The 14,298-nt window shown below is 71.4% G+C and carries 10 protein-coding genes; 6 read left to right on the forward strand and 4 right to left on the reverse strand.

Annotated features, from left to right (window positions below; genetic code table 11):
• Positions 1 to 110: 110 nt before the first annotated feature.
• Positions 111 to 257 carry a hypothetical protein gene (locus ASG52_RS27755; protein WP_200945549.1) on the forward strand — a complete coding sequence of 49 codons (147 nt, stop codon included), beginning with the start codon at positions 111 to 113 and terminating at the stop codon, positions 255 to 257.
• 193 nt (positions 258 to 450) lie between these two features.
• Here the strand turns inward: ASG52_RS27755 and ASG52_RS01265 are convergent, their stop codons facing one another.
• Genes ASG52_RS01265 through ASG52_RS01275 form a run of 3 tightly spaced genes read right to left on the reverse strand, consistent with a single transcriptional unit; the run spans position 451 to position 3,172 of the window.
• Complete coding sequence (locus ASG52_RS01265) at positions 451 to 1,779, reverse strand: Gfo/Idh/MocA family protein (RefSeq protein ID WP_056237901.1); 1,329 nt, start codon at positions 1,777 to 1,779, stop codon at positions 451 to 453.
• 35 nt (positions 1,780 to 1,814) lie between these two features.
• Positions 1,815 to 2,657: a phosphatase PAP2 family protein gene (locus ASG52_RS01270; protein WP_056237903.1), complete on the reverse strand. Its 843-nt coding sequence runs from the start codon at positions 2,655 to 2,657 to the stop codon at positions 1,815 to 1,817.
• Entirely contained in the window at positions 2,654 to 3,172 is a 519-nt protein-coding gene (locus ASG52_RS01275; RefSeq protein ID WP_056237906.1) for a 2'-5' RNA ligase family protein, read from the reverse strand. Before ASG52_RS01275 ends, ASG52_RS01270 begins: the two co-directional genes overlap by 4 nt.
• 116 nt (positions 3,173 to 3,288) lie before the next feature.
• On the opposite strand from ASG52_RS01275, the gene ASG52_RS01280 reads away from it, so the two are divergent.
• On the forward strand, positions 3,289 to 4,233 hold the full coding sequence (locus ASG52_RS01280) for an alginate O-acetyltransferase AlgX-related protein (RefSeq protein WP_056237909.1): 945 nt from the start codon (positions 3,289 to 3,291) through the stop codon (positions 4,231 to 4,233).
• Positions 4,234 to 4,479: 246 nt separating this feature from the next.
• Here ASG52_RS01280 and ASG52_RS01285 read toward each other — a convergent pair whose 3' ends face one another.
• The gene (locus ASG52_RS01285) at positions 4,480 to 7,806 is read right to left on the reverse strand and encodes an SEL1-like repeat protein (protein WP_056237910.1); all 3,327 of its coding nucleotides are present in this window, start codon (positions 7,804 to 7,806) and stop codon (positions 4,480 to 4,482) included.
• Between the two features lie 306 nt (positions 7,807 to 8,112).
• On the opposite strand from ASG52_RS01285, the gene ASG52_RS01290 reads away from it, so the two are divergent.
• The 4 genes from ASG52_RS01290 (at position 8,113) to ASG52_RS01305 (ending at position 14,277) form a co-directional block, all read left to right on the forward strand.
• The gene (locus ASG52_RS01290) at positions 8,113 to 9,903 is read left to right on the forward strand and encodes an acyl-CoA dehydrogenase C-terminal domain-containing protein (protein WP_056237913.1); all 1,791 of its coding nucleotides are present in this window, start codon (positions 8,113 to 8,115) and stop codon (positions 9,901 to 9,903) included.
• 188 nt (positions 9,904 to 10,091) lie between these two features.
• Positions 10,092 to 11,300 carry an acetyl-CoA C-acetyltransferase gene (locus ASG52_RS01295; RefSeq protein WP_056237914.1) on the forward strand — a complete coding sequence of 403 codons (1,209 nt, stop codon included), beginning with the start codon at positions 10,092 to 10,094 and terminating at the stop codon, positions 11,298 to 11,300.
• Positions 11,301 to 11,498: 198 nt separating this feature from the next.
• A complete protein-coding gene (locus tag ASG52_RS01300; RefSeq protein ID WP_056237916.1) occupies positions 11,499 to 11,984 on the forward strand; it encodes a hypothetical protein in 486 nt (161 codons plus the stop codon).
• Positions 11,985 to 12,072: 88 nt separating this feature from the next.
• Positions 12,073 to 14,277 carry a 3-hydroxyacyl-CoA dehydrogenase NAD-binding domain-containing protein gene (locus ASG52_RS01305; RefSeq protein WP_056237917.1) on the forward strand — a complete coding sequence of 735 codons (2,205 nt, stop codon included), beginning with the start codon at positions 12,073 to 12,075 and terminating at the stop codon, positions 14,275 to 14,277.
• Positions 14,278 to 14,298 lie beyond the last annotated feature (21 nt).

Below are 14,298 nucleotides of genomic sequence, written 5' to 3' on the forward strand. Positions count from 1 at the left end.
ACGTGTGCGGGAAGATTCCGCGGTGGCGGGCGGTCTCGCCCTAGGTTATGGCGCAATCCCCGCCGGGCCGGCCATGCTCGGCGGGGAAAAGCGTCAGCGAAGCGAGCCTCATGAACCCTGTCGCCGTCGCGACCATGCTCGGCATCACGATCGGCTTCTTCGGGCTGGTCGCCTACGCGCTGACGGTCGGCGAGGCGTGGCTCCTCGCCATCCTGGCGATCGTCGCCATCGGGCTGTTCGTCCGCTGGGGGGAGTAGGCTGAGGGGGTGTCTCCGCTCGCATCTCACCATCTCCATCATCCCGGGGCCGCGCAGCGGAACCCGGGATCCACCCGTGACGCGCTGCTGTTGAAGGCGTCGCGGCCAGTCGTGGATTCCGGGTTCGCCTACGGCGCCCCGGAATGACGGCGGTGTTTTGGAACGGGACGTGTCCGTCCCTGACTCGTGTCCTCTACTTCCCCTCCTCCAACGCCGGCCCACGCGTCGCGTCCGGGCCCTCCTTCGTCCCGGCGAGCGGGCCGACCTTGACCGGCGCGCCGGTGCGGGCCGCCTCGTAGATCGCCTCCATCAGGATCATGTCCTGCAAGCCCTCCTCGCCCGGCGTGCGGGGGGCGCGGTCCTTCAGGATGCACTCGGCCATGTGGTCGAGTTCGAGCGCGAACTGGTTCTTGTGGGTCAGCACCGGCTCGTCGCGCTGCACGTGGCTGCCCTCGCGGTGGGCGATGGTCAGGCGCTGGCCGCGATAGGCGAAGGCGTTGTGCAGCGCGAGGCTGCCGTTGGCGGTGTGCACCCGCAATTCCCGGCTCTCGTGGACGCCGTAGCTGGTGCCGCATTGCGCGATCACGCCCGAGGGGAAGCGGAGGGTGAAGGCGACGCTCTCCTCGACCTCCTTGAAGCGCGGGTCGTTCTCCGGCGTCGAGACTTGCGCCTGGACCGAGACCGGCTCCTCGCCGAGCAGCGCGCGCACGCCGTTGAGGCAGTAGAGGCCGATATCCGGCAGCGCCCCGCCGCCCGCGAGCGCCCGGCGCAGGCGCCATTGCTCGGGGAGCGCCGTGGTCTGGCCGTTGAACGCCTCGACCATCTTCACCCGGCCGAACTCGCCCGAGCGGGCAAGCCGCACGACCTCGCGGTTGAACGGCTCGTACTGGCAGCGATAGGCGATCATCAGCTTGACCCCCGCCTGCCGGCAGGCGTCGATCATGGCCCGCGCCTCGGCCGACGTGTTGGCCATCGGCTTCTCGCACAGCACGTGCTTGCCGGCGCCCGCCGCCGCCAGCACGTGGTCGCGGTGCAGGCCGTTCGGGGTGACAATGTAGACCGCCTTGACCGCAGGATTCGCCTTCAGCCGGTCCCACTGATCGTAGGCATAGACCGCCTCCTCGGGGATGCCGTATTGGCGCGCCGTCAGCTTCGCCTTCTCGGGCGAGCCCGACATCAGCGCCACGGGCCGCGCCTTCTTCGCCTCGCCGAAGGCCGGCAGAATCTCTTCCAGGCTCAGGCGCCCGAGGCCGACGATGACGAAGCCGACGCGCTCCCCCGGCGGCATCGGCGCGGGCGGCGGCGGGGGCGGGGCGTCGCCGGCATCGCGCCAGTTCGGAAAGACGATCCGCTCGCCCTGCACCGCCCCGGTATCGGCCGGCACCGCGGGGCCGGGCGGCGCCGACCCTTGCGCACTCGCCCGCGTCGCGAGGCTGAGCGCCGCGCCGGTGAGGCCGGCACTCCCCGCCGCCAGGAGGATGCGCCGGGACATTTGCGGAGTCTTGCGCTTATCGTCGTTCATGAGCCTCGCCTTGGAGTGGACGAAGGCGGAACGCCTCAATCGGGCGAGGCGGTTCCCATATCCGTCCCTTGGCTCATCCCCGCGGTGATCTTCATGCCCGTGGTCGCGGGGGTGGGGTCGGGGTCCTCGACCTCGCCGCGCCGCTGGAGCTGGAGCGCCACGAACCAGCAGAGCGCCGCCCAGGCGGCGCCGACGCACCAGCCGGCGACCACGTCGCTCGGCCAGTGCACGCCGAGATAGACCCGGCTGATGCCGACGCAGATCGTCATGACGATGCCGAGCGCCAGCAGCAGCGCCTTGACGTAGACCCGCCGCTCGACGCGGGCCAACAGCGTCGCCAGCGTCAGGTAGGCGATGGCCGACATCATCGCATGGCCGGACGGGAAGCTCGCCGTGAACACCTCCATGCCGTGCGGCACGAGGTCGGGCCGGGGCCGGTGGTAGAACAGCTTGAGGACGGTCGAGACCGCCTCGCCGCCGCCGATGGCGGCCACCACGAACACCGCGATCCTCTTGCGGCCCGACAAAGCGAGGTAGATAACGGCGGCGGCGGTGAGGAACACGATCGTCACCACGCTGCCCCAGCCGGTGATGTCGCGCATCGCCTCCTCCAGCCAGGCGGGGCCGATCGGGTCGGACAGGTCGGCGGGGTTGCGCAAGCCGAGCAGGATCTTGCGGTCGAGCGCGGCGGTCGAGCCCTCGCCGACCTCGTAGGCGAGCGCGAAGAAGGCGTAGCCGAGCGTGCTGACGGCGAGCAGCGAGACCAGCGGCCCGACCTCGTTGAGATGGAGTCGCAGCCAGAAGGCGGTGGAGTGGCGCCATAGGGTGCTGCCGCCGCTGCGGGCGAAATCGGGCAGGCGAGAGGGGGACCGGGTCATGCCGCGCCTCCGAAGGGGATCGTGGCGAGCCGCTCCCAGGGTCCGCCGAGATAGCGCCACAGCACCACGCCCGGCGCGCGGAAGCGCGAGGGCGAAAAGTCCTGCGCGAGGCTGGCGTGCAGGGCGCGGGCCGTCTCCGGCTTGACCTTGTTCTGCACCGTCACGTGCGGGCGCCAGCCCTGCCGGTCCTGCGCCGTCAACGCGTCGCGGAACGCCCCCGCCACGCGGGCGCGGAAGGCCGCGAGCGGCTCGGAATCGAGGTTGAACGCGACGCCGCGGCCGGTGAAGCGCACGCCCGTCACCGCGACCTCCGGCGGATGCTCGGCGCTAGCGAGCGCCGTCACGGTCTCGACCACCGCGTCCGGCGCGTCGCCGGGCAGGTGGTGGAACAGCGTGGCGTGGGCCGGGATGTGGTTGAGCTTTTCCGGAAAGTGGCGGCGCCGCAGGCCGTCGAACGCGGCGAAGGCGACGTCGTCCATCTGCAGCGTCAGGATCAGCGGGTCGGGCTCGGGCAATGTTTGTCCTCGGCGTGTGCGCCGGGGAGATGTGGCGCGGGAGCGTTGCGGTTCCAGCCGGTACCTGTGGCTCGCTTACGCTGTTCAGGGGCGAGCGCGGCGATTAGACAGCGGCCATGGCCCGCAGGAACCGAGAGCTCGTCCACCGGGGGCGCGAGGGATGGCTGTTCCTGATCGGGGGCACCAACGGCGTGCTCGACCAGTATCGCCGCACGCTGGGCCGTTGGTGGCATCTGCGGCGCTGGGCGCGGCTGATCGAGGCGCGTACCGCCCGCGCCGGCCGGCTCGGCATCCGCACGCTCCACACCATCGTGCCGGAAAAGCTCTCGGTCTACGACGACCGCACCCTCGACCTCGCCTACGACCCGCGCCTGTCGCCGGCCCGCCGCCTCGCCCGCCGGCTCGACCGGCTCGGTGGCTTCGTCGATCTCGTCGCCCCCCTGCGCGCCGCCCGCGACGGCGCCGTGCCGCTCTACCGGCGCACCGATTCCCACTGGACCTACGACGGCTGCCTGATCGGCTACCGCGCCCTGATGCGGGCCTGCGGCGCCGTGCCCCCGCCCGACATCGCCGAGCGCCCCCGCTTCGAGACCGAAGGGTTGTGGGACCTCGGCGACAAGCTGCCCGACCGGCCCCGCGAGACGGTGACAAACTGGGCCGTGCTGCGCGACGCGTCCCGTGCCTATGCCAGCCCCCTGGTCGAGTCCTACGAGGCGGCGGGCCGGGCCGGCGACCTGCATGTCGGCGCCCACGTGATCTACAAGAATTCCTCGCCGCAGGCCGACCCGCGGACCGTGGTGCTGTTCGGCGATTCCTACGCGCATTACGCGCCAATCTTCCTGACCGGCCTCCTCGCCGAGTCGTTCCGCGAACTGCACGTCGTCTGGTCGTCGAGCCTGGACTGGCGCACCATCGAGCGGGTGCGGCCCGACATCCTGATGGTCGAGATGGCTGAACGCTTCCTCGCCCGCCTGCCGGACGACCGCTTCGACCTCACGGCCTTCGAGCGGCCGGAGATGGAGAAGCCGGCGCGCCGGGCGGAGGCGGCGCCGGTGGTGTGAGCGGTTGTCGGTTGGCCCGCTCGGGTGAAGCCGCATTCCCCCTCTCCCCGCACGCGGGGAGAGGCCTGTAGGGACCTTGTCGTCCCTACAGGAAGCGAAGCGGCGGTTAGGGGGACCCGCCGGAAGTATCTCCTCCTGAACCGCCCCCTCACCCCCGGCTTCCGCCTTGTCGCGCCGACGACAAGGTCGTCGCGACCCTCTCCCCGCAGAGCGGGGCGAGGGGATGCGCTGTGACCGCTGCGTTCCCTAAACCCCCGCTCGCTTCTGAAAAGCATTCGGGTTCGGCAGGCTCGGCGAGGGCGCACCGATGAGGGAGGTGGGCGCGGCGGCCTGCATCTTCGCGGCGGGGGCCTCGTTGGCGGACGCGTCGACGGGCTTGGGCTTGAAGCCCGCCACGATCTCGCGGGCGCGGGCGAGGTCGGGGGGCGCCAGCTTGCCGGCGACCTCGTCGCGCTTGCGACCGGCTTCCTCGTCGCCCTGGGCGGCGGCGGTCGAGAACCAGAGATAGGACTGGACGAGATCCTGGCTCACGCCGAGGCCGCGGGCGTAGAGCACCGCGAGATTGTACTGGCTGTCGCGCACGCCGTGCTCGGCGGCGCGGCGGAAGGCGACCGCCGCCGTGGCGAAGTCGGGCCGGCCGTTGGCCGCCGGGTTCTCGGCGTGCAGCACCGCGAGGTTGTGCATCGCGCGGGTGTTGCCCATGTCGGCCGCCCGGCCGTACCAGCTCTTGGCCTGGCCGATGTCGCGGGTCACGCCCGCGCCCTTCTCGTAGGCGTTGCCGAGCTTGAACTGGGCCGGGGCGTAGCCGGCGCTGGCGAGCCGCTCGTAGAGCTTGGCCGCGACCCCGAGGTCGCGCGGCACGCCGCGCCCTTCCGCCTCGCGGGCGGCGAGTTCCCAGATCGCGGCGCCGTCGCCGTCGAGGGCCGATTGCTTCAGCCCGGCGAGCGTCGGCGGCACCCCGGCGAGGTCCGGGGCGAGCCCGGCCATGGACGCGACCTGCGGCGGACCGGCGGGCCGGGCGGCGCGCGGGGCCGGTTCGGCGAGGGACTGGGTCGTGGTCGGGTCGGCGGGCACGGCGGCCTGCGACGGCAGCTTGCCCGGCTCGGCGTTCGGTGCGGCGGGCTTGGTCTCGGTGATTTTGGCTTCCGGCGCCTTGGCGGCCTCCGGCGCGGCGGCGACGGCGTTGTTGCTGGGGGCGGCGGCCTCCTCGGGGGCCGGGCCGCTGCCGCTGGCCTGGAACGCCTGGTAGGCGCCGAGCGCCAGCACCACCGCGGCGAGGCCGAGCAGCAGCGTGCGGCGGCGCTTCTCGACGGCACCGCGCCCCCGCGACGGGCCGCCCTCCACGGCCTCGGTGGGTTGCGCGGCGGCGCGGGCGCCCCCGCCCATCCGCTCGCGCAGGCGGGTGGCGAGCGGCGGCTCGCTCTCGGCCTCCGCCTGCGCGGCCTGGGCGGCGCGGCGCGCGGCGGCGATGAAGCTGGTCTTGATGTCGGAGCCCACCGGCGTCGGCGCCTCGGTGGCGGCCGGGCGCCCCGGAGCCGGACGACCGGCGCCGGGCTCCAGCAACTCGTCGGCGCCGAGGATCACGGCGTCGAGCGCATCCTCGGGCCGGGCGGCGGGGCGCGTCCGGGCGGCCGGGGCGGGCGCCGTCGGCTTGGGCGACGCGGCCTTCGGCGCGGCGGGCCGTTCCTGCGAGGCGCGCTCCCGCGGCGCCTTCTCGGCGACGGTCTCGGCCAGCGGCAGTTCCATGGCGATGCCGGCACGCGCCGGTGCCGCAGCGGCCATCGCGCTCGCCGAGGTCATGGTCGCAGTAGGCGCCCGGTCGAGCTGATCGCTCAGGCGCGACAGCAGCGTCTGCACGCCCTCCATCGTGGCGTGGAGACGCTGGTCGGAGGCGCGCTGATGGGCCCGCATCTCGGCGAGGTCCGCCCGCAGCAGGCCGAGCGCCGCGTTCGAGGCCGCGTCCGGCGCAGCTCCGGCCAGGGCATCCTTGACCGCCGCGCGCGTCGCGCGCTCCAGGGCGGCTTCGAGGTCGGGCCCGGCCTTGGCCGGCGCGCCGTCCTTGAGGGCGGGCACGTCTTTCAGTGCAGAAACTTGGGCCACCAGTTCGCCCATGGTCCGCTCCAGGCGGCCGAGGGCCGGGTCGGCGGCCTTCGGCGCGTCGAGGCGTTGGGCCAGCGCGACGACGTGCTGCTCCAAAGCGTCGAGGCCGCGGCCGTCGGTGTTCACCCGATCGACCTTTTCGGCGAGCGTCTCCAGCATGTCCTGGAGCGACGAAAAATCCTTCGGCGCGGCAGGCTGCCGGCGCAGGTTCTCGCCGAGCGTCTCCAGGCGGCCGATCAGATCGCCGACGGGGTTGGAGGCCGGGTTCTCGGCGGCGCGGTCCATGCGGTCGGCCAGCGCCTCGAACCGGCCGAGCAGCATCCGCGACTCCTCCGGGCTCTTCAGCTCGCTGCGGATCTCTTCCAGCAGCGGCTTCAGGGCCGCGACCTCGGACTCGCTGCCGCGCTGGAGCTGGGCGATCTGCGCACTGATCGCCTGCACGCCCTGCGCGAGGCTCTGGATGCGCTCGGGGCCGGCGAGCGCGGCGATGAGGCGGCGAATCTCGTCGAGTTCGCCGAAGACGGTATCGAGCGCGCTCTGGTCGGCGAAGCTCGGCGCGGCGCCGGAGATCGCCCCATCGACCTTGCCGGCCAACCGCTCGACCTCGCCCGCGACGCGGGCGTGGACGTTGGCGGCGACGTCCTCGGCCAGCCGATCGACCTGCACCCGCATCAGCTCGATCGGCGCGGCGATGGCGGCGAAGTCGCCGGGCTCGCGCGCCCGCTGCATGTCGGTGAGGAGCGCCCGCATCGCCTGCTCCAGCGCGCCGACGTCGCGGCCGGTGGCGAGCCCCCCGAGCGAATCGCGTAGCCGCGTCGTCTCCTGCTGCAACTCGGCGATGGCCGGGGACGGCAGGGCGGCGGGCTGGGGCGCGTCCGCGATCGCGGCGGGGCGGCCCTCGCCGCCCTCCTCCAGCTCGCGCTGGCGGCGGCGCACTTCGGCCACCGCGTCGCGCATCTCGCTGGCGAGCGGCTTTCCGCGGCGCCCGAGCGGGCGCGGCGTGGAGAGCTGGCCCGCCATCTCGCCCATGCGGCGCTCGATCTCGGCGAGCCGCCCGGTCAGGCCCTCCTCTGCCGCCTCGGCAGGCGCGGCGGCGGGCTGGAGCTTGGCGGCGAGCCGCGATTCGATCTCGCCGATCATGCGCGCGGCGGCATCGCGCGAGGCCTCGCGCTCCTCGTTGAGCGAACGGTCGAGGGCGTCGAGCCGCCGCATCATCGCGGCGAGCGAGGCATCGACCGGGGCCGAAGGCGCTTCTTGAGGCTTCGATTCCTGGGGTTTCGCTTCGACCTGCACCGGGGCGGCGGCCTCCGGCGCGGACTCGGACGGCTTGTCGCGGCTCGTCACTTGAGCCGGGCCGGTCACGGATTCGATCCACGATTCCAGCGGGACGCCGGCCCGTTTGGCGACCTCGCGGGCGGCCGCGAGCACCTCCGGGTCGAAGCTGTCGATGCTGATCGGGGCGGTCTTGCTCATCGCACGGAGATCCGGTGTCGGCAGCGTCCGGGGGCCCGGCCGGGCGCTGCCCCCTCCGGCGAGGGAGGGGGCGAGGATCGGAACGGTTGAGGAGACCTTTAACAATCTTGGTAAATGGCCGGTTAAGACCCGGTGATGCACTGAGGAATCGCCGCCGAACCGCCGCCCGCCCCGCTTCATCGACCTGTGTTTGAAACCCGGCCGCGTGCGGCCGGCCCTTGCGCGGCTCCGCCGATAGTTTACATATGAACTATCGGCGGAGCCCAGCCTGCGGCCCGCCAAAAATTCTTGCGGGAGGCTGACGCGATGCCGAGCTATCGGGCCCCGGTCGAGGACACGCTGTTCCTCCTCGAAGACGTTCTCGCCCTCCACCGCTACGACAACCTGCCGGGCTTTGCCGACGCCTCGTCGGACGTGCTGCGGGCGGTGCTGGCCGAGGGCGGCAAGCTCACCTCGGAGGTGTTCGCGCCCCTCAACCTCTCGGGCGACCGCGAGGGCTGCACCCGCCACGCCGACGGCAGCGTCGCGACCCCCAAGGGCTTCAAGGAAGCGTACGATGCCTACGCTGCGGGCGGCTGGATGGGCCTGTCGGTGCCCGAGGAATTCGGCGGCCAGGGCCTGCCGCACGTGGTCAGCACGGCGATGCAGGAGTTCATCTCCGGCTCGAACCTCGCGCTCGGCATGTATCCCGGTCTGACGCAAGGCGCGATCGCCGCGCTCCTCGTCCACGCCTCGGACGAGCAGAAGCGGACCTACCTGCCGAGGATGGTCGAGGGGGCCTGGACCGGCACCATGAACCTCACCGAGCCGCATTGCGGCACCGATCTCGGCCTCCTCAAGACCAAGGCGGTGCCGAACCCCGACGGCTCCTACAGCCTGTCGGGCACCAAGATCTTCATCTCGGCGGGCGAGCACGACCTGGCGGAGAACATCGTCCATCTCGTCATCGCCCGGATCGAGGGCGCGCCCGCCGGCACCAAGGGCATCTCGCTGTTCGTCGTGCCGAAGTTTCTGGTGAACGAGGACGGTAGCTTGGGCGAGCGCAACGGCGTCGCCTGCGGCTCGATCGAGCACAAGATGGGCATCCACGGCAATTCCACCTGCGTGATGAACTACGACGGCGCCAAGGGCTGGCTCGTCGGCGAGGCGAACCGCGGGCTGAACGCCATGTTCGTGATGATGAACGAGGCGCGCCTCGCGGTGGGCGTCCAGGGGCTCGGCCAGTCCGAGGCCGCCTACCAGAACGCCGTGACCTATGCCCGCGAGCGCCTCCAGGGCCGCGCGCTCAGCGGCGCCAAGGAGCCCGCCAAGGCCGCCGACCCGATCATCGTCCATCCGGACGTGCGCCGCACCCTGATGCAGATCCGCGCCTTCAACGAGGCGGCCCGCGCCCTCGTGCTGTGGACGGCGCTCCAGTCCGACATCGCCCACCGTTCGCAGGACGCCGCCGAGCGCCAACTCGCCGACGACCTCCTCGGGCTGATGACCCCGGTGGTGAAGGGCGTGCTGACCGACCGGGGCTTCGCCAACGCGGTCGAGGCCCAGCAGATGTTCGGCGGCCACGGCTATATCGAGGAATGGGGCATGTCGCAGTTCGTGCGTGATGCCCGCATCGCCATGATCTACGAGGGCGCCAACGGCATCCAGGCGATGGACCTGATCGGCCGCAAGCTGCCGAAGGACGGCGGCCGGGCGATGATGGCCTTCCTCACCGAGGTCCAGACCTTCATCAAGGATCACGGCGAGGACGAGGCGATGAAGCCCTTCGTCGCGCCGCTCCAGCCCGCGCTGAACGACCTCCAGGCCGCGGTGATGTGGCTGATGCAGAACGCGTTCTCGAAGCCCGACAACGCGGGCGCGGGCGCCACCGACCTGATGCATCTCCTCGGCAATGTCGTCCTCGGCTACATGTGGGGCAAGATCGCCAAGGCGGCGCTCGCCGCCAAGGCGGAGGGGCGCGACGCGGAGCGGATGGACGCCAAGCTGGTGCTCGGCCGCTTCTTCATGGAGCGGACCTTGCCGGAAACGGCGTTGCGGCTCGCGCGGATCAAGGCCGGGTCGGAGACGACCATGGCGCTGTCGGCGGAGGCGTTTTAAACGCTACCGCACAGAACCCTCCCCCCTCTGCGGGGGAGGGTGCCCGCGGAGCGGGCGGGAGAGGGGTCGGCTCCGCACCATCCGGAAGCGGCGCTCCCCTCTCCCGCCCCTCGCTCACGCGAGGGCCACCCTCGCCCGCAGAGGAGGGAGGGAAAAGCCGTGGCGATGACGGACACGAGGAAGCGCACATGCCCGAGGCCTACATCTACGATCACGTCCGCACCCCGCGCGGACGCGGCAAGCCGGACGGGTCGCTGCACGAGGTGACGGCGCTCCGCTTGGCCGAGACGGCGTTGCGCGCCCTCAAGGACCGCAACGGCCTCGACACGGCGCGCGTCGACGACGTGATCCTCGGCTGCGTCGATCCCGTGGGCGAGGCCGGCGGCGACATCGCCCGTGCCGCCGCGCTGGTGGCCGATTACGGCACCCACGTGCCGGGCGTGCAGATCAACCGCTTCTGCGCCTCCGGCCTCGACGCCATCAACTTCGCCGCGGCGCAAGTGATGGCCGGCCAGCACGACATGACGGTGGGCGGCGGCGTCGAATCGATGAGCCGCATCGGCATCGGTGCCTCGGGCGGGGCGTGGCCGGTCGATCCGGCGATCGCGGTGAAGTCGTTCTTCATGCCTCAGGGCATCTCCGCCGACCTCATCGCCACCAAGTACGGTTTTTCCCGCGACGCCTGCGACGCCTACGCCGTCGAGTCGCAGAAGCGCTCGGCGAAATCCTGGGCCGAGGGGCTGTTCAAGAACTCGGTCGTGCCGGTGCGCGACATCAACGGCATCACGCTGCTCGACCGCGACGAGCACATGCGGCCTTCCACCGACATGCAGTCCCTCGGCCAGCTCAAGCCCTCCTTCGTCCAGATGGGCCAGATGGGCGGCTTCGACGCGGTGGCGGTCGATGCCCACCCCGACGTCGAGGCGGTCGATCACGTCCACCACGCGGGCAACTCCTCGGGCATCGTGGATGGCGCGGCGGCCGTGCTGATCGGCTCGCGCGAGGCCGGCGACGCCGCAGGGCTGAAGCCCCGCGCCCGCATCCGGGCGTTCGCCAACATCGGCTCCGATCCGGCGCTGATGCTGACCGGCCCCGTCGACGTGACCCGGAAGGTGCTGGCGCGGGCCGGCATGGACCTGTCCGACATCGACCTGTTCGAGATCAACGAGGCCTTCGCCTCGGTGGTGCTGCGCTACCTCCAGGCCTTCGACCTCGATCCGGCGCGGGTGAACGTCAACGGCGGCGCCATCGCCATGGGCCATCCGCTCGGTGCCACCGGCGCGATGATCCTCGGCACCGTGCTCGACGAGTTGGAGCGCACCGGCCGGGAGCGCGCCCTGGTGACGCTCTGCATCGGTGCCGGCATGGGCACCGCCACGATCATCGAGCGGGTCTGATGTGTCTCTCACGAAACGCCCGATCGTCCGTCGCGGTCTCCTTGGGCTGCACCGTGCGACGGGCGTTTCGCGAGGCACGCTCGGGCGGGCGGCGCCGCGCCGCCCTGCCCTCCCCGCGCAAACGCTGCTAAGGGCCTCCCACGCCGCGCCCTTTCTTCGCTGGGCGCGGGCCAAAGCCGACACGGGAGACACGCCACGATGAAGACCAAGATCGCCGCCCTGAGCCTCGCCGCCGCCCTCGCGCTGCCGCTCGGCGCCCGCGCCGACGAGGCTTCCGACAAGCTCGCGGTCGCCAAGACCCTGACCGAGAAGACGGTGCTGAAGAACCTCGACACCGGCTTCGGCGGCGCGCTGGAAAAAACCGTCTCGACCATGCCCGAGGAGCGCGCCGAGACCGTGCGCAAGGAGGCCCGGGCCGAGTTCGACAAGCAGCGCGGCGAGCTACTCGACGGCCTGTCGAAGCAGTACGCGGACAAGTTCAGCCTCGACGAGCTGAAGCGCCTCGAGACGATCTACGAGGACCCGACCTACCAGAAGTTCCAGACCGTCAACGCCGACCCGAAGTCGGAGGTGAACCTGCTGTCGCAGGCGGTGGTGACGCGGCTCCTCAACATGCTGACGCTGGCCGCTGCCAGCGACCAGAAGGGCGGCGCGCCGGGCGGCATGCCGATCCCGGCCAAGTAAGACCGATGGGGGCGCCGGGGAGCCGGCGCCCGAAGCCCGTGCGGGCGGCTTGCCCCCGCCGGCCCGACGAGAGGCCCGAGGAAGAGCGATGAGCGAACCCGCAAAGAACTTCCGCTTCGAGGTCGATGCCGACGGCATCGGGCTCGCGACCTGGGACATGCCGGGCCGCTCGATGAACGTCATCACCATGGCGGTGATGGACGAGTTGGAGGGGATCGTCGACGCCGTCGTCGCCGACGCGGGCATCAAGGGCTGCGTGATCACCTCGGGCAAGCCCAACTTCTCGGGCGGGGCCGACCTCACCATGCTGCAAGGCCTCGGCGCCGAGTACGAGCGCCTCAAGGCGTCGGCGGGCGAAGAGGCGGCCATGCGCCACTTCTTCGAGGAATCGCGCCGCCTCAGCCTCGTATTCCGCAAGCTCGAGACCTGCGGCAAGCCGTTCGCGGCGGCCGTGCAGGGCCTGTGCCTCGGCGGCGCGTTCGAGCTGGCGCTGGCCTGCCATCACCGGGTGCTCGCCGACGACGACAAGACCCGCGTGGGACTCCCCGAGATCAAGGTCGGGCTGTTTCCCGGCGGCGGCGGCACCCAGCGCGTCGCCCGCCTGATGCAGACCGGCGACGCGCTGCAGATGCTGTTCAAGGGCGAGCAACTGCGTGCGCTGATGGCCAAGAACATGGGGCTCGCCCACGCGGTCGCCCCGGCGGCCGAGATCGTCGAGCGGGCCAAGGCCTGGATCAGGGACGGCGGCTCGGCGGTGGCCCCCTGGGACGTGCCGAAGTTCAAGGCGCCGTCCGGAAAGGTCTACTCGCCCGCCGGCATGATGATCTGGCCGCCGGCCAACGCGATCTACCGCCGGGAGACCCACGACAACTACCCCGCGGCAAAAGCGATCCTCGCCTCGGTCTACGAGGGCCTGCAGCTGCCGATGGATCTCGGCTTGCGGGTCGAGAGCCGCTACTTCGCCCACATCCTGCGCACCAAGGAGGCGCAGGCGATGATCCGCACCCTGTTCATCTCCATGGGCGAGATCAACAAGGGCGCCCGCCGCCCGAAGGACGTGGAGCCCTCGAAGATCGGCAAGGTCGGCGTCGTCGGCGCGGGCTTCATGGGGGCGGGCATCGCCTACGTCACCGCTCAGGCCGGCATGGAGGTCGTGCTGATCGACTGCGACCAGGCGGCGGCGGATGCCGGCAAGGCGCATTGCCACAAGCTCATCACCGGCCAGATCAACCGCGGCAAGGCCAAGACCGCCGACCGCGACGCGCTCTTGGCCCGCATCACCGCCACGCCCGACTACGCGGCGCTCGGCGACTGCGACCTCGTGGTCGAGGCGGTGTTCGAGGACCCCGCGGTGAAGGCCGAGGTGATCGGCAAGGTCGAGGCGGCGCTCCCCGAGCACGCGATCTTCGCCTCCAACACCTCGACCCTGCCGATCTCGGGGCTGGCCAAGGTCTCCCGACGCCCCGAGAGTTTTGTGGGCATCCACTTCTTCTCCCCCGTGGAGAAGATGCTCTTGGTCGAGGTGATCCGCGGCACGCAGACCGGCGACCGCGCGGTGGCGACCGCGCTCGATTACGTGCGGGCGATCAAGAAAACTGGCATCGTCGTCAACGATGCCCGCGGCTTCTTCGCCAACCGCTGCGTGCTGGCCTACGTGCAGGAGGGCCACAAGATGCTGATGGAGGGCGTGCCGCCCGCCATGATCGAGAATGCGGGCCGCATGGCCGGCATGCCGGTCGGCCCCCTCTCGCTCAACGACGAGGTCGCCCTCGATCTCGGCCTGAAGATCCTGAAGGCCACCGAGGCGCAACTGGGCTCCGCCGCGATCGACCCGGACCAGAAGCGGTTGCTCGTCGAGATGGTGGAGAATCGCGGTCGGCTCGGGCGCAAGAACAAGCGCGGCTTCTACGACTACCCCGAGGGCGGCCAGAAGAAGCTCTGGCCCGGCCTTTTCGAACTTCAGCCGAACCGGCTCGACCCGGATTCGATCGATGTCGATGAGCTGAAGCACCGCTTCCTCGTGGTGCAGGCGCTGCAGGCCGCCCGCACGGTGCAGGAGGGCGTCATCACCGATCCGCGCGAGGCGGATGTCGGCTCGATCCTCGGCTTCGGCTTCGCCCCGTTCACCGGCGGCGCGCTGTCCTACATCGACTTCATGGGGGCCGCCGCCTTCGTGGAACTGGCCCGCGCGCTGGAGTCCAAGCACGGCCCCCGCTTCACCCCGCCGGACAACCTTCTGGCGATGGCCGGCAACGGTGGGCGGTTCTACGACGCGTTGAAGCGGGCGGCGTAGGGCCCGCCATCGGAACCCTCC

The organism is Methylobacterium sp. Leaf456, assembly GCF_001425465.1.
Taxonomy (GTDB): domain Bacteria; phylum Pseudomonadota; class Alphaproteobacteria; order Rhizobiales; family Beijerinckiaceae; genus Methylobacterium.

Excerpts from the sequence above, each read along its gene's own strand:
- ASG52_RS01290 (WP_056237913.1), top strand. The coding sequence starts at position 8,113 with ATGCCGAGCTATCGGGCCCCGGTCGAGGACACGCTGTTCCTCCTCGAA.
- ASG52_RS01305 (WP_056237917.1), top strand. The coding sequence starts at position 12,073 with ATGAGCGAACCCGCAAAGAACTTCCGCTTCGAGGTCGATGCCGACGGC.
- ASG52_RS01300 (WP_056237916.1), top strand. The coding sequence starts at position 11,499 with ATGAAGACCAAGATCGCCGCCCTGAGCCTCGCCGCCGCCCTCGCGCTG.
- ASG52_RS01285 (WP_056237910.1), bottom strand. The coding sequence starts at position 7,806 with ATGAGCAAGACCGCCCCGATCAGCATCGACAGCTTCGACCCGGAGGTG.
- ASG52_RS01280 (WP_056237909.1), top strand. The coding sequence starts at position 3,289 with ATGGCCCGCAGGAACCGAGAGCTCGTCCACCGGGGGCGCGAGGGATGG.
- ASG52_RS01295 (WP_056237914.1), top strand. The coding sequence starts at position 10,092 with ATGCCCGAGGCCTACATCTACGATCACGTCCGCACCCCGCGCGGACGC.
- ASG52_RS01265 (WP_056237901.1), bottom strand. The coding sequence starts at position 1,779 with ATGAACGACGATAAGCGCAAGACTCCGCAAATGTCCCGGCGCATCCTC.
- ASG52_RS01270 (WP_056237903.1), bottom strand. The coding sequence starts at position 2,657 with ATGACCCGGTCCCCCTCTCGCCTGCCCGATTTCGCCCGCAGCGGCGGC.
- ASG52_RS27755 (WP_200945549.1), top strand. The coding sequence starts at position 111 with ATGAACCCTGTCGCCGTCGCGACCATGCTCGGCATCACGATCGGCTTC.